This is a genomic window from Candidatus Enterococcus courvalinii (assembly GCF_017315945.1).
Taxonomy (GTDB): Bacteria; Bacillota; Bacilli; order Lactobacillales; family Enterococcaceae; genus Enterococcus_B; species Enterococcus_B courvalinii.
Window position 1 is genome coordinate 67,488 of record NZ_JAFLWI010000003.1, and the last position, 20,636, is coordinate 88,123.

A 20,636-nucleotide genomic window follows, 5' to 3' on the forward strand; every position below is an offset into this window, starting at 1 on the left:
ACGTTCTGGTTTGCGTATAAGAAAGTAGGAAGTAACATGGCAATTACTAAACTGAAAAACAACCACTACAAATTGGAGGTGTTTTACCCCAAGGAGGTGCGACAAATTCTCGGTGTCACTACCGAGCGCTACCGCAAAACATTTAGGACGAAAAAAGAAGCGGAACAGGCTGAAAAAGACGTGTCTCAAAAAATTCAACGTGTGCTTAATGAAAAGAGTGCTCGTTCATTTGAATTAAACGGGCATATCAAATTCAAAGAGTTTTATGAAACAGTTTGGTTGGATATGTATATCGCCGGTTCTACCGGACGATCTAGACAAATACCAACTGCCACAACCATCAGCAATACAAAAGATGTCTTCCGTCTTCATATTCTGCCGATGTTTGGTGAATATTCCATAAAGTTCTTAAACGACAATAAAGACTTTGTGCTTCGTGCTTTGATGAGAAAGTCCCAAACTTATGCCAATATCAAAATCATCAAAAGTTACGTCAATCAGATTTTTGATATTGCGGAGCTATTAGAGTATATCGAATACAATCGGATTGAGAAAGTGATTCGGTATGTGGGTGATCCTAAGAAACAGCAACTAAAGGCGGAACGTCAGCTAAACGGTGAAGCACTGACAGCCGAAGAATTGATTGCTTGGCTAGACGCAGCCAATGAGGATTACAGCAATGGTTCTCTAATCATACAAGATTATGTTCTCTTGATGCTAACGTTGAACCTAGGGGACCGCAAGAGCGAATCCTATGCCCTCCAGTGGAAGCATATTGATTTTGAAAATGGTTATGTCAGTTTGATTCAAAGTAAGGATAAATTTGGTAATTTAAAATCCACAAAAGGTCGAAAGGCCACGAAGTTCAAGATTCCGACATTCCTTATTAAACTATTGAAAGAATGGAAGCAAAAACAAAAGGAAGAACTTTTACAACTTGGGATTAAGCAGACAAAAGAACAATTTCTTTTCACCTATGCCAATCGAAGTGGCGAAGTAAATATTCCGGTGCATGTGGATTACTTAAATTATCGGCTAAAATCCATTCGCCGAAGACATGAGGAACTAACCCAGACAAATCCACACAAGCTACGACATACCTTTAGCACGTTGGCTCGTGAAGGTGGTGCAACAATGGCGCAAATTTCTCAAGCCTTAACTCACTCGGATATCAAAACGACAGAAATATACGTCAATACCCCAAATGTTGTCGATCTTTCCACTTATGAGAAATTCGAGAAACGCCTAGATGAAGCGCGACAAGCAAAATAAATAACTATTTAAAATAACAATTAAACAACCTAAAAAGAACGATGATATAGTATCTGACCTAGGTCTTAAAAACAGCCAATTCAAAATCTCGTACATTTTTTCGTACCTAAGCGTACAAAAAAAGACACTTCCCAAAAATTGGAAAGTGCCTGAAACGTTGATATATAAAGGATATTAACGCTTAGAGAATTGAGAAGCTTTACGAGCTTTCTTAAGACCTGGTTTTTTACGTTCAACCATACGTGCATCACGTGTAAGCAAGCCAGCACGTTTAAGAGCTGCACGGAAGTCAGGATCAACTTCTAGCAATGCACGAGCGATACCATGACGGATAGCTCCTGATTGTCCAGCGTAGCCTCCACCGTTTACGTTAACAAAAACGTCATATGCGCCTTTTGTTTCAGTAACAGCGAAAGGTTGATTGATAACTTCACGCAAGTCAGCATGTGGGATGTATTCTTCAACATCTTTTTTGTTTACAGTAACTTTACCAGTTCCTGGTACTAAACGTACGCGAGCAACTGCATTTTTACGACGGCCTGTGCCGATATATTGAACTTGTGCCAATGAAATTCCCTCCTATTAGATTAAGTTTGTGATATCTAAAACTTCTGGTTGTTGAGCAGTATGTGGATGTTCTGAACCACCATATACGTTCAATTTAGTAAATTGTTTGCGACCTAAAGTGTTTTTAGGAAGCATTCCTTTTACTGAAGTTTCGATTAAACGACGAGAATTTTTAGCACGCAATTCGCCAGCTGTGACTGATTTCAATCCACCTGGGTAGTTGCTGTGACGGTAATAAATTTTGTCAGTCGCTTTTTTACCTGTTAATTTCACTTTATCTGCATTGATAACAATGACGAAATCGCCAGTATCCACATGAGGTGTGAAAGTTGGTTTATTTTTACCACGTAGTACAGATGCAACAACTGTTGAAAGACGTCCCAATGGAACATCAGTTGCGTCTACTACATACCATTTACGTTCTACTTCGCCTGGTTTGGCCATATATGTTGTACGCACGTTAGTTTCCTCCAATTTAAGTTCTGATGTTTGACATACACTTCGAGTTTCCGGGGCTCTTTGTGGGGCAAACAATACCATTTAACATATTACCTGCTACTTCGCATAATGTCAACGTTTTTCTGCTCGTATGAAAAATTTTTCAAAAGTTTACATCCTTTATCTATCCTCCTATCTGCCTCTACACTTCCAATTCCATTTATTGTATAAAAAAGAATTTAAATCCGCTATTTATTGTATATTAAACAATTAAATTACCAAATATTGTATATTTATTTAATAAAAGTGTTGCTTTTTTATTTTTATGATGCTATTATTTGAAACATCAATTTTCAAAAAGAATGCAAAGTAAGGGGAGTTTTTTTATGAAAGAGAAAATTATTTTAGCTTATTCCGGTGGATTAGATACATCTGTTGCCATTAAGTGGCTGACGGATGAAGGCTATGACGTGATTGCTTGTTGTTTAGATATCGGCGAAGGAAAAGATACGTCCTTTATCAAAGAAAAAGCATTGCAAGTTGGTGCTAGCGCTTCTTATGCGATTGATGCTAAAGAGGAGTTTGCGCAAGAATTTGCTTTGGTCGCTCTTCAAGGACACACCTTCTATGAACAATCGTATCCATTAGTTTCTGCCCTTTCACGCCCCTTAATTGCGAAGAAACTAGTTGAACTTGCTCGCACAACAGGAGCTACAACTATCGCTCATGGTTGTACCGGAAAAGGAAATGACCAAGTTCGATTTGAAGTTGCAATCAATGCTCTAGCACCCGACTTAAAAATTATCGCTCCTGTTCGTCAATGGCAGTGGTCTCGTGAAGAAGAAATTGCTTATGCAAAAGCAAATGATATTCCAATTCCTGCAAATTTAGATAATCCTTATTCAATTGATCAAAATCTTTGGGGACGTGCATGTGAATGCGGAATTTTAGAAGACCCTTGGGCAACCCCACCTGCAGGAGCTTACGAGTTAACGACTGCTTTAGAATACACACCAGATCTACCCGATGTGATTGAGGTAACATTTGAACACGGTATCCCAATTGAATTAAATCAAGAAAAGATGTCTTTATCACAACTAATCTTGACCTTAAATCAGCTCGCTGGTAAACATGGAATCGGTCGAATTGATCATGTTGAAAATCGGTTAGTTGGTATCAAATCACGTGAAGTTTATGAATGTCCCGGGGCAGTGGTCTTGATGCAAGCGCACAAAGAATTGGAAGATTTGACTTTTGTACGTGAGCTTGCCCACTTTAAACCACTAATTGAACAGCAGCTCAGCCAAATGATTTATGATGGTTTATGGTTCAATCCATTAACAGAAGCCTTGTTACAATTTCTAAAATCAACACAAATTTATGTAAATGGGACCGTTCGGGTCAAACTCTTTAAAGGAAACGTGATTGTTGAGGGGCGGAAATCATTCAATAGTCTGTATAGCGAAGAACTGGCTACTTATACATCCGCAGATACCTTTGATCAACAAGCTGCTATTGGGTTCATCAAACTTTGGGGATTACCTTCTAAGGTCCACGCTGAAGTACAATCACAACAAGAAAACTTGTCACAAATAATTTAACTATACTAGCTAATGAAGATTTCTTTACGTTATAACAGGAAAAAGAAATCTTCATTGTTTTACATAATTTTTGGGGAGGAACAGATATGGAAAAACTTTGGGGTGGTCGTTTTCAAGGCGAAAGTGAACAATGGATTGATGAATTTGGAGCATCCATTTCTTTTGATCAGAAGTTAGCAAAGCAAGATATCCTTGGCAGCTTGGCTCATGTCAAGATGCTTGGTCATACAGGAATTTTAACCACAGATGAAACTTCAGCAATTATTTCTGGTTTAGAAACTTTGCAACAAAAATTAGCAGCAAATGAATTGCAGTTCACCATTGAAAACGAAGATATTCACTTAAATATCGAAACATTGCTTCATCAAGAAATCGGTGCAGTTGCGGGAAAGTTACATACCGCTCGCAGTCGAAATGATCAAGTCGCGACAGATATGCATCTTTTTCTCAAGGAAACTGTTTTGGAATTAATAACCAAACTTCACCAATTACGAACAACTTTAGTCAAGAAAGCAGAAGAACACGTTGAAACAATTGCGCCTGGATATACGCACCTCCAACATGCACAGCCAATCTCCTTTGGTCAACATCTGCTCGCTTATTATCAGATGTTGACTAGAGATGCCGAACGTTTTGAAGAAAGTTTAAAACGAATTGATTTATCTCCACTTGGCAGTGCAGCACTAGCTGGAACTACCTTTCCAATCGACCGTCAATTTTCAGCAAAAGAATTAGATTTTTCTGGTATTTATCAAAACAGTTTGGACGCTGTGAGTGATCGTGATTTTATCTTAGAATTTCTAAGCAACTGTTCTCTTTTAATGATGCATCTTTCACGTTTTTGCGAGGAATTGATTTTGTGGTGCAGTCATGAGTTTCAATTTGTTGAATTGACAGATACTTTCTCAACAGGAAGTTCAATTATGCCACAAAAGAAAAATCCAGATATGGCTGAACTTATTCGTGGGAAAACAGGTAGAGTTTACGGAAATCTTTTTGGTCTTTTAACCTTGATGAAAGGTTTACCACTTGCATACAATAAAGATTTTCAAGAAGATAAAGAAGGTATGTTTGACTCAAGTGAAACAGTTCTAGCCAGTTTAACGATCATGGATGGCATGATTGCAACAATGAAAGTCAATCAATCACGTATGTATGCTTCCACGCAACAAGATTTTTCTAATGCAACAGAATTAGCTGACTACTTAGCTACCAAAGGAATGCCTTTCCGTCAAGCACATGAAATTGTCGGAAAACTTGTCCTCCACTGTACACAAAGAGGCTATTTTTTACAGGATATTCCGTTAACTGAATTCCAAGCCATCAGTTCACTGATTGAAGACGATATTTACGATACTTTACGTTCAGAAGTAGCCGTTCAAAGAAGACACTCCGAAGGTGGAACTGGCTTTGACCAAGTAAGAACACAAATCGACCACGCATTTTCTCAGTTAGCATCTGAGGTCGCTCACTTGTCCTGAAGTGCTTTGTAAAGGGGTTAGTAATGCATTGGGGGCGTTCCCTCCTTCCACACAAAAAGACACACAACTTAATGAGTTGCGTGTCTTTTTCTTCTATTATTATAGAAATAAATTTTTAAGCATCAATTTCTGGCGCTTTTCCAAGGTGTGCTTGGATCATCCAGATGCGTTTTTCAGTTGCTGTTTTAAATTCAATAAAGATATCTTGTGTAGGATCGTCGCCTTCTTCACCGGAAACTTCAATTCCTTTTTGATAAAGATCAGCTAAATAACGATAATTTTTCACTAATGTTTCTAAACGTTCTGGAATCGTACGGTCCCAACGGCCTACTTCATCAGAAATTTTTGTATTGTCTGCAAATTCACGTAATGTTGAATAAGGTGCGCCATCAAGAGTGATTAAACGTTCTGAGATTTCATCTAATTGATCATTTAGATCATCCATGAATTCGTCCATCATTGGGTGCAAAGTAAGAAAACCTGGACCTCTCATGTACCAATGTGTTTGATGCACCACAACAGACATTTGACTTAAATCTGCAACTAATTGATTCAATACTTCTTTTGTTTTTGGAAATTTCATTTTGTTACCTCCCTACATTTGTTTACATATAAAATCATAGTCAATTTTCAATTAAATGTACACTAAAACCAATTACCTGAGAATGATTTTCATCCAAGTGTTCTTTAAATCAAAAGAATCACCGAAAGGTAAATGATATATCATTTGTCTTTCGGTGATTCCAACTAAATAATTTTCTGCGTATCACTTTGCGTATTTCATTTTAGAAAGGAGCAAATCAGATGATACTTCATTTTATTCTTGGTAGTTGTTTCGGGTCATTCTTTTGTTTAATTGCACAACGGATTCCCATTAACGAATCCATTCTATCACCTGGCTCACATTGTAATCACTGTCAAACACGTTTAGCTTGGTATGAATTGATTCCTTTATTCTCAATACTTTGGCAAAATTTTCACTGCCGCTATTGCCATTCTAAATTGCCAATTAGTTATTTTTTAGCCGAGGTAGTTTGTGGCGCATTATTTAGCTGGCATTTTTATTTTTATTCATGGAATCTTCTTCTTTTATTTTGGATTAGCACGGCTTTTCTGTTAAGTCTAATGGATATCTTTTATCTGTTAATTGATTCTTTACTTCTTTATCTTATGTGGGGAATCTTGTGGTTATCCTGGTTTTTGAATGCCAGCTTTCATTGGAAGAGTGTTATCCTAGTCGCTTTTGTTATGTGTTTGATTTTATTTTTTGCGCCTAGATCATTAGGAATAGGCGATTGTTTATTACTGATTTGTTGGAGTGGCGGATTATCATTAGTTTCCTTAGCGCAACTACTATTTATCGCGAGCTTACTAGGCGTAACATACTTTGTTTTCTACTATGTACGTTATCGTAAACAACTGGTACAACTACCATTTATCCCTTTTCTAACTATGGGATTAATAATTGTTTTAAGCAACAAGTAAATAAAAAAACGATGACCAGAGCCATCGTTTTTTACTGGCGACTATTCCAAATAGAAATTCTTTGCGTTATTTTTTAGATATCTTATCTGACCAATTTTTTCGGATAAAACCAGCACGGCCAGAACCTTCACGATATAAATTATAATGTACACGATTTTTTTTATAATAGTCTTGATGATACTCTTCAGCTGGATAAAACGTTACCTTTGGTTCAACTTTCGTTACAATTGGTTGTTCAAATCGACCACTTGCTTCCAAACGTTGCTTCGATTCCTCAGCTAGTCTTTGTTCTTCTTCACTCCCATAATAAATAACTGGTCGATATGAGTCACCTCGATCAGCAAATTGTCCTAATGCATCAGTTGGATCTGTTTGTTGCCAATAAGTATCCAATAATTGTTCATAACTGATGATTTCCGGATCATATTCAATTTCTACAGCTTCCGTGTGTCCTGTTGTCCCCATTGTTACTTGTTCATATGTTGGATTCGGAACATGTCCGCCAGTGTAACCAGAAGTGACTGAAATAATCCCTGGTTGCGTATCAAAAGGCTTTACCATACACCAAAAGCATCCGCCAGCAAAGACTGCTGTTTTCGTTTTACTTGTCATTTTATGTCATCCCCTTTTCTTTATCATACTCATTTCTAAGAAAAGGGACATTATTTTGCTTGAAACCAAAGAAAATAAAGCCCTATCGCACTTACCCTGCGGGGGTATATTTCAAAAGATGAATTTTACTTCCTTAAAAACTAGTAGCCAGCAAGTTGTCCACATGTGGAAATTTTATTTTTCTTTTTATTTATTATTCTTGTGGATATTTTCTCCTTAGCTTCGCCAACTTTTATCCACAAAACACAAAAGAGGTCGAACGTCATGACGTTCGACCTCCTTTTATTTCAATTCAAAATTCTCAAGTAATTGATTTATTTTGTTTGATTATTGTTCATTGCATCTTCAGCAGCCATTTGTGCTTCAATATCAGAAATACTGTACACATTTTCGCTAGCAACACCAACTTCTTTTGGTTCCATGTCACGGTAACGTTGCATACCAGTACCAGCTGGGATGATTTTACCGATGATAACATTTTCTTTCAAACCAAGAAGTGGATCTTTCTTACCGCGAATTGCAGCATCCGTCAAGACACGAGTTGTTTCTTGGAATGATGCAGCAGATAAGAAGCTGTTTGTTTCCAATGAAGCTTTGGTAATACCTAGCAAGACTGGACGAGATGTCGCAGGAACACCACCAGCAACTAAAGTATTGTAGTTTTGATCTTTGAAGTCTGCAATATCCATTAAAGTACCTGGTAAGATTTCTGTGTCACCTGGGTCCATTACGCGAACTTTACGTAACATTTGACGTACCATTACTTCAATATGTTTATCTCCGATTTCTACCCCTTGCATACGGTACACGCGTTGTACTTCACGCAATAGATAGTTTTCAACAGATAAAACATCACGAACTTGCAACAATTGTTTAGGATCGATTGAACCTTCTGTTAATGGTGCACCACGATGGATCATATCCCCTTCAGCTACTTTCATACGTGCTGTATAAGGTACAGTGTACGTACGAGTATCTGTTTTACCTTTAATTGTTACTTCTTTTGTACGTGTTGCAGGATCTTCTGAGATATCAATAACATCCCCAGTTACTTCTGTGATCACAGCTTGTCCTTTTGGATTACGTGCTTCAAAAATTTCTTGGACACGAGGAAGACCTTGAGTAATATCATCTCCGGCAACCCCACCCGTATGGAATGTACGCATTGTTAACTGTGTACCTGGTTCACCAATTGATTGAGCAGCGATTGTACCAACTGCTTCACCTACTTCAACGTCAGAACCAGTTGCAAGGTTACGTCCATAACAATGTTTACATACACCATGTTTTGTATTACATGTGAATACTGAGCGAATTGTTACAGTTTCAACACCAGCATCAACGATTTGTTTTGCAATATCTTCAGAAATCAATTCATTTCCTTCAATAATTAGTTCGTCTGTTTCAGGGTTACGGATTTCTTTACGAGTGTAACGTCCAATTAAACGATCCTCTAATGATTCAATGATTTCGTTTCCTTCACGAATTGCACGAATTTCAAGACCACGGTCAGTACCACAATCTTCTTCACGAATAATAACATCTTGTGCTACGTCAACTAAACGACGAGTCAAGTAACCTGAATCGGCTGTCTTCAAGGCAGTATCGGTCATCCCTTTACGAGCCCCGTGAGTTGAGATAAACATCTCTAAGACAGATAGTCCTTCGCGGAAGTTAGAAATGATTGGCAATTCCATGATTCGACCATTCGGAGCGGCCATCAACCCACGCATACCGGCAAGCTGAGTAAAGTTGGAGATGTTACCACGAGCCCCAGAATCAGACATCATGAAGATTGGATTTTTTGCTTCCAAACCTTCCATCAGTTTTTGTTGGATTTCATCTTTGGCAGCATTCCAAACAGCGATTACACGTTCATAACGTTCGTCATCTGTGATCAGACCACGACGAAATTGTTTTGTAATTGTTTCAACTTGTTTGTGTGCATTTTGGATAATTCCTTGTTTTTCTTCAAGAACACTGATATCCGCAATCCCCACAGTGATACCTGCATGAGTTGAATGTTTGTACCCTAAATCTTTCATACGGTCAAGCATTTTAGATGTTTCAGTAACTTTAAAACGTTTGAAGACTTCAGCGATGATGTTTCCTAAGTTTTTCTTCTTGAATGGCAAGATCAACTCTTGTTCTTTGATGTGTGCAGGAATATCTGTACCTGCTTCAACAAAGTATTTATCTGGCGTTTGAACTGTTAAGTTAAAGTCAGTTGGCTCATTCAAGTAAGGGAACTCTTGTGGCATGATTTCATTGAAGATGATCTTACCAACAGTAGTAATCATTGTGCGTTCTTTTTGCCAATCAGTAAATGGTTTGTCACCTAATGTGTTAGGATTTACACCAATACGTGAGTGTAAATGAACGTAGCCATTACGCCATGCGATTACAGCTTCATTTTGATCTCTGAAGACCATTCCTTCGCCTTCACGACCTTCTTCTTCCATAGTTAGGTAGTAGTTACCTAAAACCATATCTTGAGAAGGTGTTACAACTGGTTTACCGTCTTTTGGATTCAAAATATTTTGTGCAGCTAGCATCAACATGCGCGCTTCAGCTTGTGCTTCTTCATTCAACGGAACATGGACAGCCATTTGGTCTCCATCGAAATCGGCATTGTAGGCTTCACAAACAAGTGGATGCAAACGAATTGCGCGGCCTTGTACCAATACTGGTTCAAACGCTTGAATACCAAGTCTGTGAAGTGTAGGTGCTCGGTTAAGTAATACTGGGTGTTCTTTGATTACGTCTTCTAAAACATCCCAAACTTCATCTTCTTGACGTTCGATTTTACGTTTTGCATTTTTGATGTTTGATGCAAGTTCACGTTGGACTAATTCACGCATTACAAATGGTTTGAACAATTCGATAGCCATTTCTTTTGGAAGACCACATTGATACATCTTCAAGAAAGGACCAACAACGATAACTGAACGACCAGAATAGTCAACACGTTTACCTAGTAAGTTTTGACGGAAACGACCTTGTTTCCCTTTTAGCATATGAGAAAGTGATTTCAATGGGCGGTTACCTGGTCCAGTAACTGGACGGCCACGACGACCATTGTCGATCAATGCATCAACTGCTTCTTGTAACATACGTTTTTCATTTTGAACAATGATTCCTGGTGCATTCAAATCTAACAAACGTTTCAAACGATTGTTACGGTTGATTACTCGACGATACAAATCGTTTAAATCACTTGTTGCAAAACGTCCACCTTCTAATTGAACCATTGGACGTAAATCAGGAGGGATTACAGGAATAACATCCATAACCATCCAGCTTGGTTCATTTCCAGAAGCACGGAATGCTTCTAAAATATCTAAGCGGCGAATAGCACGTGTACGTTTTTGTCCTTGTGCTGATTTCAATTCTTCTTTTAATTCTGCAACTTCTGCATCCAAATCAACATTATCTAGTAATTGTTTGATTGCTTCCGCACCCATTGCAGCTTGGAATTCTTGACCATACTGTTCACGTTTTTCACGATATTCACGTTCAGTCAATAATTGTTTCTTCTCTAAATTAGTATTACCTGGTTCGATAACTACATAAGAAGCAAAATAAATGATTTCTTCCAATGCACGTGGACTCATATCTAAAACAAGACCCATACGTGAAGGAATACCTTTAAAGTACCAGATGTGTGAAACAGGAGCAGCTAATTCAATGTGTCCCATACGTTCACGACGAACTTTCGAGCGAGTAACTTCTACTCCACAACGGTCACAAACAATTCCTTTATAACGGATACGTTTGTATTTTCCGCAGGCACATTCCCAGTCTTTTGTAGGACCAAAAATCCGCTCACAGAACAACCCTTCGCGTTCAGGTTTTAAGGTACGATAGTTAATCGTCTCAGGCTTTTTAACTTCGCCGTAAGACCAGCTTCTGATTTTTTCGGGAGAAGCCAAACCTATTTGCATACTTTCGAATTTATTTACATCGATCAAAAGGGGTTCCCTCCATTTCGTTTAATGGCAAAACCACAAGGCGGCTGATCATCGACCGCCTCGCAGCCCATAGACCGGATTAGTCTAATTTATCTTCTGCAGTTTCAAAGTTTTGGATTGCATCTTCATGCACTTCTTCAACTTGTTCTGCAGCTTGTTTTTCTAATTCTTTTGCAGATTGTTGTTCAGCAAATTTTGTTAAAGCATCTACTGTAATCAAGTCATCATCTTCATCATCCATGTCACGTAATTCAATCTCTTCATCTTGGATATCTAATACACGCATGTCTAAACCTAATGATTGTAATTCTTTAACTAATACACGGAATGATTCTGGTACACCAGGTTTTGGAATTGGTTCACCCTTAACGATTGCTTCGTATGTTTTCACACGACCAACAACGTCATCTGATTTGTATGTCAAGATTTCTTGTAGGGTATAAGCAGCACCATAAGCTTCCAGTGCCCAAACTTCCATTTCCCCAAAACGTTGTCCACCAAATTGAGCTTTACCACCCAATGGTTGTTGTGTAACCAATGAGTAAGGTCCAATTGAACGAGCATGTAATTTATCATCGACCATGTGGGCAAGTTTGATCATGTACATAACCCCAACAGACACACGTCCATCGAAAGGTTCCCCAGTACGACCATCATAAAGAACTGTTTTAGCATCGCTAGCCATACCAGCTTCACGAACTGTTGCCCAAACATCTTCATCAGTCGCCCCATCAAATACAGGAGTCGCTACGTGGATTCCTAATTGACGTGCAGCCATACCTAAGTGTAATTCTAATACTTGTCCGATATTCATCCGAGATGGTACCCCTAATGGATTCAACATGATATCGATTGGTGTTCCATCAGGTAAGAATGGCATATCTTCTTCTGGCATAATACGGGATACAACCCCTTTATTACCATGACGACCGGCCATCTTATCTCCTTCATGAATTTTACGTTTTTGAACGATATAAACACGAACGAGCATGTTAACACCTGGTGACAATTCATCGCCAGCTTCACGAGTAAAGATTTTTACGTCGTGAACGATTCCGCCACCACCATGTGGTACACGTAATGAAGTATCGCGAACCTCACGAGCTTTTTCGCCAAAGATTGCATGTAGCAAGCGTTCTTCTGCTGATAATTCAGTTACACCTTTTGGAGTGACTTTACCAACAAGTAAATCGCCATCTTGAACTTCCGCACCAATACGGATAATGCCCATTTCATCTAAGTCTTTCAAAGCATCTTCCCCAACATTAGGGATTTCGCGAGTAATTTCTTCTGGTCCTAATTTTGTATCACGAGCTTCTGATTCATACTCTTCAATATGGATTGAAGTATAAACATCATCTTTTACAAGACGACGACTCATGATAATCGCATCTTCATAGTTGTAACCTTCCCAAGTCATGAAACCAACTAAAACGTTTTGTCCTAGCGCCATTTCACCTTGTTCCATAGAAGGTCCATCTGCTAAAGTATCACCTTTTTCAACACGTTCGCCTAAAAGAGCGATTGGGCGTTGGTTATAACTTGTTCCAGAGTTTGAACGACGGAATTTTGTTACAACATATTTATCTAATGCGCCATTGTCACGACGAACACGGATTTCTGAAGCATCTACATACTCAACGACACCATCATGTTTACACAATAAGGCAGCACCTGAGTCATGCGCAGATTTATATTCCATACCAGTACCAACCCATGGTGATTGTGGATTGATCAACGGAACAGCTTGACGCTGCATGTTGGCACCCATCAAGGCACGGTTGGAGTCATCGTTTTCCAAGAAAGGAATACATGCTGTCGCAACAGCTACTACTTGCTTAGGAGAAACGTCCATATAATCAACTTTATCAATAGAAACTTCTAAGTTTTCACTTTGTGCACGAGCCATTACAACGTCTTCAGCAAATGTACCATCTTCATTTAGAATACTATTTGCTTGGGCAACGATATAGTGGTCTTCGATGTCAGCAGTTAAGTAATCAATTTGATCAGTAACACGTCCTGTCGCACGATCAACTCGGCGATATGGTGTTTCAATAAAACCAAATTTATTAACTTTTGCATAACTTGACAAACTGTTAATCAATCCGATATTCGGACCTTCAGGAGTTTCAATCGGACACATACGACCATAGTGAGAATAGTGCACGTCACGAACTTCATAACCAGCACGGTCACGAGTCAAACCACCAGGTCCTAAGGCTGATAGACGACGTTTATGTGTTAACTCACCCAATGGATTTGTTTGATCCATGAACTGTGACAACTGTGAAGAACCAAAGAATTCTTTGATACTTGCTACAACTGGACGAATATTGATCAATTGTTGTGGTGTTAATGTTTCTGTGTCTTGGATAGACATTCTTTCACGTACCACACGTTCCATACGAGCTAAACCAATACGGAATTGATTTTGCAATAATTCACCAACTGAACGGATACGACGATTACCTAAATGGTCGATATCATCAACATTTCCGATATCTTCCATTAAGTTCAAGAAGTAGCTCATCGAAGCAACAATATCTGCAGGACGAATAGTCTTAACAGCTGCTTCTGGGTAACCATTACCAATGACGTTCACTTCACGTTCTGGATCTTTTGGTGAAAATACTTTGATTACTTGAACCGTCATCGGATCAGTTACTACACCGTCTTCTGATGGGTAATAAGTAACTGAGTTCAAACCGTTGTCAATAAATGGAGCTAATGTTTCCATCACTTGGTGTGTCAACACAGTTCCTTTTTCAACGATGATCTCACCAGTTTCTGGATCAACTAACGTTTCAGCTAATGTTAAGTTTAATAGACGTGTTTTTAAGTCTAATTTTTTATTTACTTTATAACGACCAACATTTGCTAAGTCGTAACGTTTTGGATCGAAGAAACGAGCATTTAATAAGTTACGAGAACTATCTGCTGTTTTTGGTTCTCCTGGACGTAAACGTTCGTAAACATCTTTCAAACCTTCTTCTGTACGTGAATCACTTGCATTTTTGTGCAAATCTTTTTCAATAGTATTACGCAATGTTTCGCTATCACCAAAGATTTCAAAAATCGTATCATCGGAACCAAATCCTAATGCACGAACTAAAACAGTCAAAGGAATCTTACGTGTACGGTCGATGCGTACGTAAGAAATATCTTTTGCGTCAGTTTCCATTTCCAACCAAGCACCACGGTTAGGAATAACTGTTGATCCAAAGCCTTCTTTTCCATTTTTGTCTACTTTCCCATGGAAGTAAACACCTGGTGAACGAACTAATTGAGAAACAATTACACGTTCAGCACCATTGATAATAAATGTACCTTGTTCAGTCATTAGTGGGAAATCGCCAAAGAATACTTCTTGTGCTTTGATTTCACCTGTTTCACGGTTTGTTAAACGCAAAGTAACATGCAATGGTGCAGAATAGTTAGCATCATGTGCGCGAGCTTCTGCTACTGTATACTTAGGTTCCTTAAGTTCATAATCCACAAATTCCAAAGATAAGTTGCCATTAAAATCATCGATTGGCAAAATGTCTTCAAACATTTCTCTAAGTCCTTCATCTAAGAACCATTGGTAAGAGTCTGTTTGAATTTCAATCAAATTTGGTAATTCCAACACTTCACTGATGCGTGCGAAACTTCTACGTTCGCGATGTTTTCCGTATTTTACTACGTGTCCAGCCAAGCTCTTCACCCCTCTAAAATGTCATTCAAAAAGACTACCCGACTAATTGTTACAAAAATATTTCAAATATTTTTTTTAGGTAACAACAGACATTTTTTGCGGCTTTTAGGCAAAAAAAAACCAAAAATAGAACAATCTCTTGAAAACTTACTTTCGTGAGCTCCTACTTTTGTTTCTCTTATAAAGCCGAAACGGACAATATTTCGTTTCTGCCTTTCATTCATCAGATAGTTTTTGCAACTTCATATAATACACGTATTTCGTACAAAAGTCAACCTCTCATCGCTTCGCTCACTTGCTTTCGCAACCTTTTCTTAATTTTTTCATCTGCTATCAATTTTTTTCATTGATCACTTTTGTATTGACAGACCAAAACCCCTTTGCTAAGATTGAGGAAATTCATTTTGTGGAGGAATTACTATGATAACTAATCGAATAACACCAACACAACTGAATAACTTTTTCTTTAGCTACTTTAGATAGGTTTGTATTCATCATGATGGATACAAACGTTAAACAACTTGTTTGTATCTATGATGGCTAAAGAACTTTGTATTACGCAAAAAGCCACGTAGACATTACGCTAAGTGGCTAAGCAAAGAAAATACAAAGTATTTCTGGTACCATACTTTTCTATTTATTTTCTCGCTTTTTCGAATCCATTTAGACGTCATGTCTGAATGGATTTTTTTGTTTCTTAAAACTAAGGAGGAAATCAAATGAAAAAGAATATACTAATTGGACTTGGATTAACAGTATTAATTGCACTAGGTGGTTGTGCTCAAAAAAGCGAAGCAAAAAATAGCGATGAAGAAATGAAAACGGTCGGCGTACTTCAACTTGTACAACATAATTCTCTTGACGATTCCTATAAAGGATTCAAAGAAGGGTTGTCAGAAGGTGGTTACGTCGAAGGAAAAAATTTAACGATTGATTATCAAAACGCTCAGAACAATCAAGATAACTTAAAAAGTATGAGCGAAAAATTAGTCAAAGAAAAACCTGATTTATTGTTGGGAATCGCAACACCCGCTGCTCAATCATTACTAAATGAAACGACAACTATTCCGATTACTGTTACTGCAGTGACTGATTTGAAAGAAGCCAAACTAGTTGCTTCCAACAAAGAACCCGGCGGAAATGTCACTGGAACTTCTGATATGGTTCCAATCAAAAAACAAATTGATTTATTATTAAGCATCGTTCCGAATGCAAAAAAAATCGGAATCATGTACAACAACGGCGAAGCAAATTCTAAACTTCAAGGTGATCTTGCTCAAAAAGAATTAGAAAAAGCTGGAATTAAAGTAAAAGTTTTAACTGCTAATTCAACCAACGATGTTCAACAAGTAACGAAAAGTTTAGCCAAAGATGTGGATGGTATTTATATTCCAACCGACAACACATTCGCTAGTGCCGCAAGTGTCGTCGGTGAAGTAGCAAAAGAAACAAAGACCCCTGTTGTTGCTGGTTCAGCTGCACAAGTAAAAGAAGGTGGACTTGCAACTGTCGGCATTGATTATGAAAAACTTGGAAAACAAACTGGAATCATGGCTGCAAAAATTCTTGATGGAAAAGCAACACCTGACTCACTTCCTGTTGAATCTGCAGACGATTTAGAACTAATTGTGAATGAAAAAATGGCTGATGCTTTAGGAATTGATCCTGCCAGCATTAAAGTAGCTGAGTAGCAAATAATAGGAGGAACAAAATATGTTAAATCTATTTTCAATTTTCTTATCTTCTGCCTCACAGGGTGTTCTTTGGGCATTATTAGCAATTGGTGTTTATATTACGTTTCGTATTTTAGATATTGCTGATCTAACTGCTGAAGGAAGTTTCCCTTTAGGTGCTGGGATCGCGGCAATGAGTATTACACAAGGCATCCATCCTTTGCTTGCTTGCCTACTAGGCTTTTTAGGCGGTGCGTTAGCTGGTTTAGTTTCCGGATTGCTTCATACAAAACTAAAAATTCCTGCATTACTTGCAGGAATCATCACCATGACAGGTTTGTATTCTGTGACTTCACGAGTGATGGGCGCACCTAATATCTCATTGCTTGGACAGCCCACTATTTTTGAATGGGTTGAGTCATTGGGCGTTTCAAAAACAACTGCCGTTTTGATTGTCGGTTTATGTATCGCTTTACTGATTGTTTTTCTACTAGTGTTTTTCTTAAGAACAGAAACAGGACTTGCGATTCGAGCAACAGGAGACAACTTAGCGATGAGTGAAGCAAATGGCATCAACACGGATAATATGAAAATTATTGGCTATATGATCTCAAACGGTTGTATTGCTTTAGCTGGTTCTTTACTTGCACAAAACAACGGCTTTGCTGACTTAAACTCTGGAATTGGTACAATCGTTATTGGCTTAGCTTCGATTATTATTGCAGAAGTCTTATTCCGTAACCAGCCTCTGCTTTCACGTTTCTTGACAGTCATTCTTGGTGCAGTGATTTACCGTTTTATTTTAGCACTTGTTTTCGAATTAAATGTCGAACCTAGTGACTCCAAGTTAGCTTCTGCCTTAGTTTTGGTAATCTGTTTATCTTTCCCACAAATTCAAGAAAAATTGCGTATTCCTAAATTCAGTCGAGGAGGGAACAACAAATGAATGCCGTACTAACAATTAAAGATTTACATCATACTTTTGAAAAAGGAACAACAAACGAAAATCATGTACTAAAAGGAATTAATCTCTCACTTCAACCAGCAGATTTTGTAACAATTATTGGCGGGAATGGTGCTGGAAAATCTACCTTACTTAATAGTATCGCGGGAACTTTTACCGCTGATCAAGGAAAAATTCTTTTGCGTGAACAAGACATTACCAAAAAATCAGTAGTAGAACGTTCTAAAAATATCAGTCGCGTGTTCCAAGATCCCAAGCTAGGGACAGCTGTTCGTTTAACTGTTGAAGAGAATTTAGCTCTTGCAATGAAAAGAGGAAAGAAACGTGGCTTCTTTCGTGGCGTAAAACCTCAGGATCGTCAATTTTTTAAAGAGCAACTAGCAAGCTTGAATTTAGGATTAGAAAATCGTTTGACTACAGAAATCGGATTATTATCTGGTGGGCAACGACAAGCAATCACATTGTTAATGGCGACGCTACAACGCCCCGAATTGATTTTATTAGATGAACATACCGCTGCACTTGATCCGGCAACTTCTGCCACTGTAATGGAATTAACTCAGAAATTAATTCAGGAGCAAAAATTAACAGCTTTCATGGTTACACATGATATGGAAGATGCTATTCGTTACGGCAATCGCTTAATCATGTTGCACCAAGGGCAAATCGTCGTGGATATTTCAAATGAAGAAAAACAACAATTAACTGTTGCTAAATTACTTGAACTTTTCAAAAAAAATAGTGGTACCACACTCAAAGAAGACACTGTTCTTTTAGCTTAAGCATTCTTTGTATTCAACAAAAATTCAATCAGCAGAAATTAACTTTTTACTATTGTATACGAAGAAAGCCAGAATTTGATACAATAGCAAAAAAGGAGTTGGATAACCAGATGGCTACAAAAGATACTGTACTTCGCTTATTAAAAAATTCAACGACATTTCTTTCTGGAGAAAAAATCGCCCAAGAACTACAACTTTCTCGTACCAGCGTTTGGAAAGCGATCAAAGAACTAGAAAAAGCTGGCTATCAATTCGAACACGGACCTACCGGCTATCGCTACCTACCTTCTGATGTACTAGACGCAACGGAAATCAAACAGGAGCTTCAGAGCGATCAACCACATTTACGCGTGCAAACAATGGCTACTTCTGAATCAACAATGCAAGATGCAAAACTAGCTGCCGCAAAGGGAATCGACTACCCAACATTATTTGTTGCAGACATGCAGGAAAACGCACGTGGACGCTTCGGTCGGCCTTTTTTTGCCGAAACAGGACGTGGCATTTACATGAGTTTACTTTTGCATCCTAACCAAGAATTTGATGAGTTACCTCAATATACTTTGGTTGCAGCTAGCGCTTGTGCCAAAGCAATTGAAAAACTTACAGGAGTATCAACTCAAATCAAATGGGTCAATGATATTTATGTCAATGGTAAAAAAGTTTGTGGTATTTTATCAGAAGCAATTAGTGATATGGAATCTGGCAGGATCAGTCATGTGATTATTGGGATGGGCATTAATTTTTCATTGCCACAAAATGAATTTCCCCAAGAAATACAGCAAAAAGCAACTTCAATATTTCCTGACGGGCATGCTTTGATTACTCGTAATCAATTAATCATTGAAATTTGGAAAGAATTATTTAGTTATTTACGTGAACCAGCAAATAAAGAATACTTGTCCTTCTATCGAAAAAAATCATTTGTGTTAGGTAAACAAGTCTCTTTTACCCAAAAAGGTGCCACTTACCATGGTGTTGCTAAATCAATTACTGATACAGGTGAATTAGTCGTTCAAACACCTCAAGAACTTAAAGTACTATCTTCCGGGGAAATTAGTCTTTCATCAATCAATTAAAAAATACGCATACCTTATGACAAAATTTTTATCATAAGATATGCGTATTTTTATTAGATATGTTGAAAAAGAATGGTTAACAATAATCCTAGAACATAGCTGCCGTTAAATAAAATCATATTTTTGATAGAGTAACTAAAACTAATTGGCTGTGGCAAACTTTTTTTGAATGCTTGCAAGTTCCCATGAATTTTCGGAAAAGTTGCTAGGATAATCAAGATCGGCCATTCAAACACACCGGTTAACAATCCCAACAATATAGCTACATAACTAGCATACATTAAGCTTTGAAAAAGGACTGTACCCACTGGACGACCAATATAAAACACTAAAGTATAACGATGATTTTCAATATCTCGATCAAGATCTCTTAAATTGTTGGCTAGCATGATATTGGCAATTGTAAAAACTAATGGTAATGAGGCAAGAACAATAGCTGCGACCGCCCAAAAATTTCCTTCCAAAGCAAAATTACCAGTTTGAAAATCTATCATCAAATCATATACATTCGTACTATGAGTATTGACATATACGACCATTGCAAAAATCCCCAGCCCCATCGTAAATCCACTAAAAATTTCTCCCAATGGCATACGTGATAACGGAATTGGACCAAAAGTATAAAACACACCAATAAAGCAACAAATGACCCCCATCACTAGCAGTAACCAACCCGTTTGGATCGTTAAAATGATACCGATAATAAAAACAAATGCAATCATGCCCAAAATCATATTTCGAATAATTTTTGGTGAAGTTTTTGTTCGACCGATTACATTTTCTTGATATTTATAAACTTCCGAATGTGCTTTTTGATAATCCATATAATTATTGATTGCTGTCGTTGCTAAATCAAAAACTAACATTCCTATAAAAAATAAAAGTGTACTTAACCAGTGTACTTCATGAAAAAAAGCGATAGAGAATAAAACCCCTATCGCAAAAGGAAATACACTTGCCACTTTTGTTCGAATCTCAACGACCTCTAAAAAAATTTTCAGTGACATCTGCTTA

The 20,636-nt window shown here is 37.8% G+C and carries 15 protein-coding genes; 8 read left to right on the forward strand and 7 right to left on the reverse strand.

What is annotated here, in order from left to right:
• Positions 1-36 precede the first annotated feature (36 nt).
• Positions 37-1,272, forward strand: coding sequence for a tyrosine-type recombinase/integrase (locus tag JZO71_RS03040; protein WP_206898129.1), 1,236 nt, complete (start codon positions 37-39; stop codon positions 1,270-1,272).
• 174 nt (positions 1,273-1,446) lie between these two features.
• Here JZO71_RS03040 and rpsI read toward each other — a convergent pair whose 3' ends face one another.
• Together rpsI and rplM are read right to left on the reverse strand one after the other, a co-directional pair.
• Positions 1,447-1,839, reverse strand: a complete 393-nt coding sequence (gene rpsI, locus JZO71_RS03045) for a 30S ribosomal protein S9 (RefSeq protein ID WP_206898130.1) — start codon at positions 1,837-1,839, stop codon at positions 1,447-1,449.
• 15 nt (positions 1,840-1,854) lie between these two features.
• On the reverse strand, positions 1,855-2,283 hold the full coding sequence (gene rplM, locus JZO71_RS03050) for a 50S ribosomal protein L13 (protein ID WP_306294856.1): 429 nt from the start codon (positions 2,281-2,283) through the stop codon (positions 1,855-1,857).
• A 380-nt stretch (positions 2,284-2,663) separates the two neighbouring features.
• Here rplM and JZO71_RS03055 point away from each other — a divergent pair, with 380 nt between their 5' ends.
• A complete protein-coding gene (locus tag JZO71_RS03055; protein ID WP_206898131.1) occupies positions 2,664-3,878 on the forward strand; it encodes an argininosuccinate synthase in 1,215 nt (404 codons plus the stop codon).
• An 86-nt stretch (positions 3,879-3,964) separates the two neighbouring features.
• Positions 3,965-5,359 (forward strand): argininosuccinate lyase, encoded by a 1,395-nt coding sequence (gene argH / locus JZO71_RS03060; RefSeq protein ID WP_206898132.1) that lies wholly within the window; start codon positions 3,965-3,967, stop codon positions 5,357-5,359.
• 115 nt (positions 5,360-5,474) lie between these two features.
• Here argH and JZO71_RS03065 read toward each other — a convergent pair whose 3' ends face one another.
• Positions 5,475-5,942 (reverse strand): Dps family protein, encoded by a 468-nt coding sequence (locus tag JZO71_RS03065; RefSeq protein WP_067484481.1) that lies wholly within the window; start codon positions 5,940-5,942, stop codon positions 5,475-5,477.
• Positions 5,943-6,163: 221 nt separating this feature from the next.
• Between JZO71_RS03065 and JZO71_RS03070 the strand changes: the two genes are divergently transcribed.
• Positions 6,164-6,844 carry a prepilin peptidase gene (locus tag JZO71_RS03070; protein ID WP_206898133.1) on the forward strand — a complete coding sequence of 227 codons (681 nt, stop codon included), beginning with the start codon at positions 6,164-6,166 and terminating at the stop codon, positions 6,842-6,844.
• A 66-nt stretch (positions 6,845-6,910) separates the two neighbouring features.
• Here the strand turns inward: JZO71_RS03070 and msrA are convergent, their stop codons facing one another.
• The 3 genes from msrA to rpoB all read right to left on the reverse strand — a co-directional run bounded on the left by msrA (position 6,911) and on the right by rpoB (position 15,124).
• A complete protein-coding gene (gene msrA, locus JZO71_RS03075; RefSeq protein WP_206898134.1) occupies positions 6,911-7,456 on the reverse strand; it encodes a peptide-methionine (S)-S-oxide reductase MsrA in 546 nt (181 codons plus the stop codon).
• Between the two features lie 314 nt (positions 7,457-7,770).
• Positions 7,771-11,427: a DNA-directed RNA polymerase subunit beta' gene (rpoC, locus tag JZO71_RS03080; RefSeq protein ID WP_067484475.1), complete on the reverse strand. Its 3,657-nt coding sequence runs from the start codon at positions 11,425-11,427 to the stop codon at positions 7,771-7,773.
• Positions 11,428-11,506: 79 nt separating this feature from the next.
• Complete coding sequence (gene rpoB / locus JZO71_RS03085) at positions 11,507-15,124, reverse strand: DNA-directed RNA polymerase subunit beta (RefSeq protein ID WP_206898135.1); 3,618 nt, start codon at positions 15,122-15,124, stop codon at positions 11,507-11,509.
• A 719-nt stretch (positions 15,125-15,843) separates the two neighbouring features.
• On the opposite strand from rpoB, the gene JZO71_RS03090 reads away from it, so the two are divergent.
• The 4 genes from JZO71_RS03090 to JZO71_RS03105 all read left to right on the forward strand — a co-directional run bounded on the left by JZO71_RS03090 (position 15,844) and on the right by JZO71_RS03105 (position 19,622).
• Positions 15,844-16,815, forward strand: a complete 972-nt coding sequence (locus JZO71_RS03090; protein ID WP_206898136.1) for an ABC transporter substrate-binding protein — start codon at positions 15,844-15,846, stop codon at positions 16,813-16,815.
• 22 nt (positions 16,816-16,837) lie between these two features.
• On the forward strand, positions 16,838-17,743 hold the full coding sequence (locus JZO71_RS03095) for an ABC transporter permease (RefSeq protein ID WP_206898137.1): 906 nt from the start codon (positions 16,838-16,840) through the stop codon (positions 17,741-17,743).
• Positions 17,740-18,543, forward strand: a complete 804-nt coding sequence (locus JZO71_RS03100) for an ABC transporter ATP-binding protein (protein ID WP_206898138.1) — start codon at positions 17,740-17,742, stop codon at positions 18,541-18,543. Before JZO71_RS03095 ends, JZO71_RS03100 begins: the two co-directional genes overlap by 4 nt.
• 110 nt (positions 18,544-18,653) lie before the next feature.
• On the forward strand, positions 18,654-19,622 hold the full coding sequence (locus JZO71_RS03105) for a biotin--[acetyl-CoA-carboxylase] ligase (protein WP_206898139.1): 969 nt from the start codon (positions 18,654-18,656) through the stop codon (positions 19,620-19,622).
• Between the two features lie 53 nt (positions 19,623-19,675).
• Here the strand turns inward: JZO71_RS03105 and menA are convergent, their stop codons facing one another.
• A complete protein-coding gene (gene menA / locus JZO71_RS03110; RefSeq protein ID WP_206898140.1) occupies positions 19,676-20,629 on the reverse strand; it encodes a 1,4-dihydroxy-2-naphthoate polyprenyltransferase in 954 nt (317 codons plus the stop codon).
• Between the last annotated feature and the right edge of the window lie 7 nt (positions 20,630-20,636).

Excerpts from the sequence above, each read along its gene's own strand:
- JZO71_RS03105 (WP_206898139.1), top strand. The coding sequence starts at position 18,654 with ATGGCTACAAAAGATACTGTACTTCGCTTATTAAAAAATTCAACGACA.
- argH (WP_206898132.1), top strand. The coding sequence starts at position 3,965 with ATGGAAAAACTTTGGGGTGGTCGTTTTCAAGGCGAAAGTGAACAATGG.
- JZO71_RS03100 (WP_206898138.1), top strand. The coding sequence starts at position 17,740 with ATGAATGCCGTACTAACAATTAAAGATTTACATCATACTTTTGAAAAA.
- msrA (WP_206898134.1), bottom strand. The coding sequence starts at position 7,456 with ATGACAAGTAAAACGAAAACAGCAGTCTTTGCTGGCGGATGCTTTTGG.
- JZO71_RS03070 (WP_206898133.1), top strand. The coding sequence starts at position 6,164 with ATGATACTTCATTTTATTCTTGGTAGTTGTTTCGGGTCATTCTTTTGT.
- JZO71_RS03095 (WP_206898137.1), top strand. The coding sequence starts at position 16,838 with ATGTTAAATCTATTTTCAATTTTCTTATCTTCTGCCTCACAGGGTGTT.
- menA (WP_206898140.1), bottom strand. The coding sequence starts at position 20,629 with ATGTCACTGAAAATTTTTTTAGAGGTCGTTGAGATTCGAACAAAAGTG.
- JZO71_RS03065 (WP_067484481.1), bottom strand. The coding sequence starts at position 5,942 with ATGAAATTTCCAAAAACAAAAGAAGTATTGAATCAATTAGTTGCAGAT.
- JZO71_RS03055 (WP_206898131.1), top strand. The coding sequence starts at position 2,664 with ATGAAAGAGAAAATTATTTTAGCTTATTCCGGTGGATTAGATACATCT.
- JZO71_RS03040 (WP_206898129.1), top strand. The coding sequence starts at position 37 with ATGGCAATTACTAAACTGAAAAACAACCACTACAAATTGGAGGTGTTT.
- JZO71_RS03090 (WP_206898136.1), top strand. The coding sequence starts at position 15,844 with ATGAAAAAGAATATACTAATTGGACTTGGATTAACAGTATTAATTGCA.
- rplM (WP_306294856.1), bottom strand. The coding sequence starts at position 2,283 with ATGGCCAAACCAGGCGAAGTAGAACGTAAATGGTATGTAGTAGACGCA.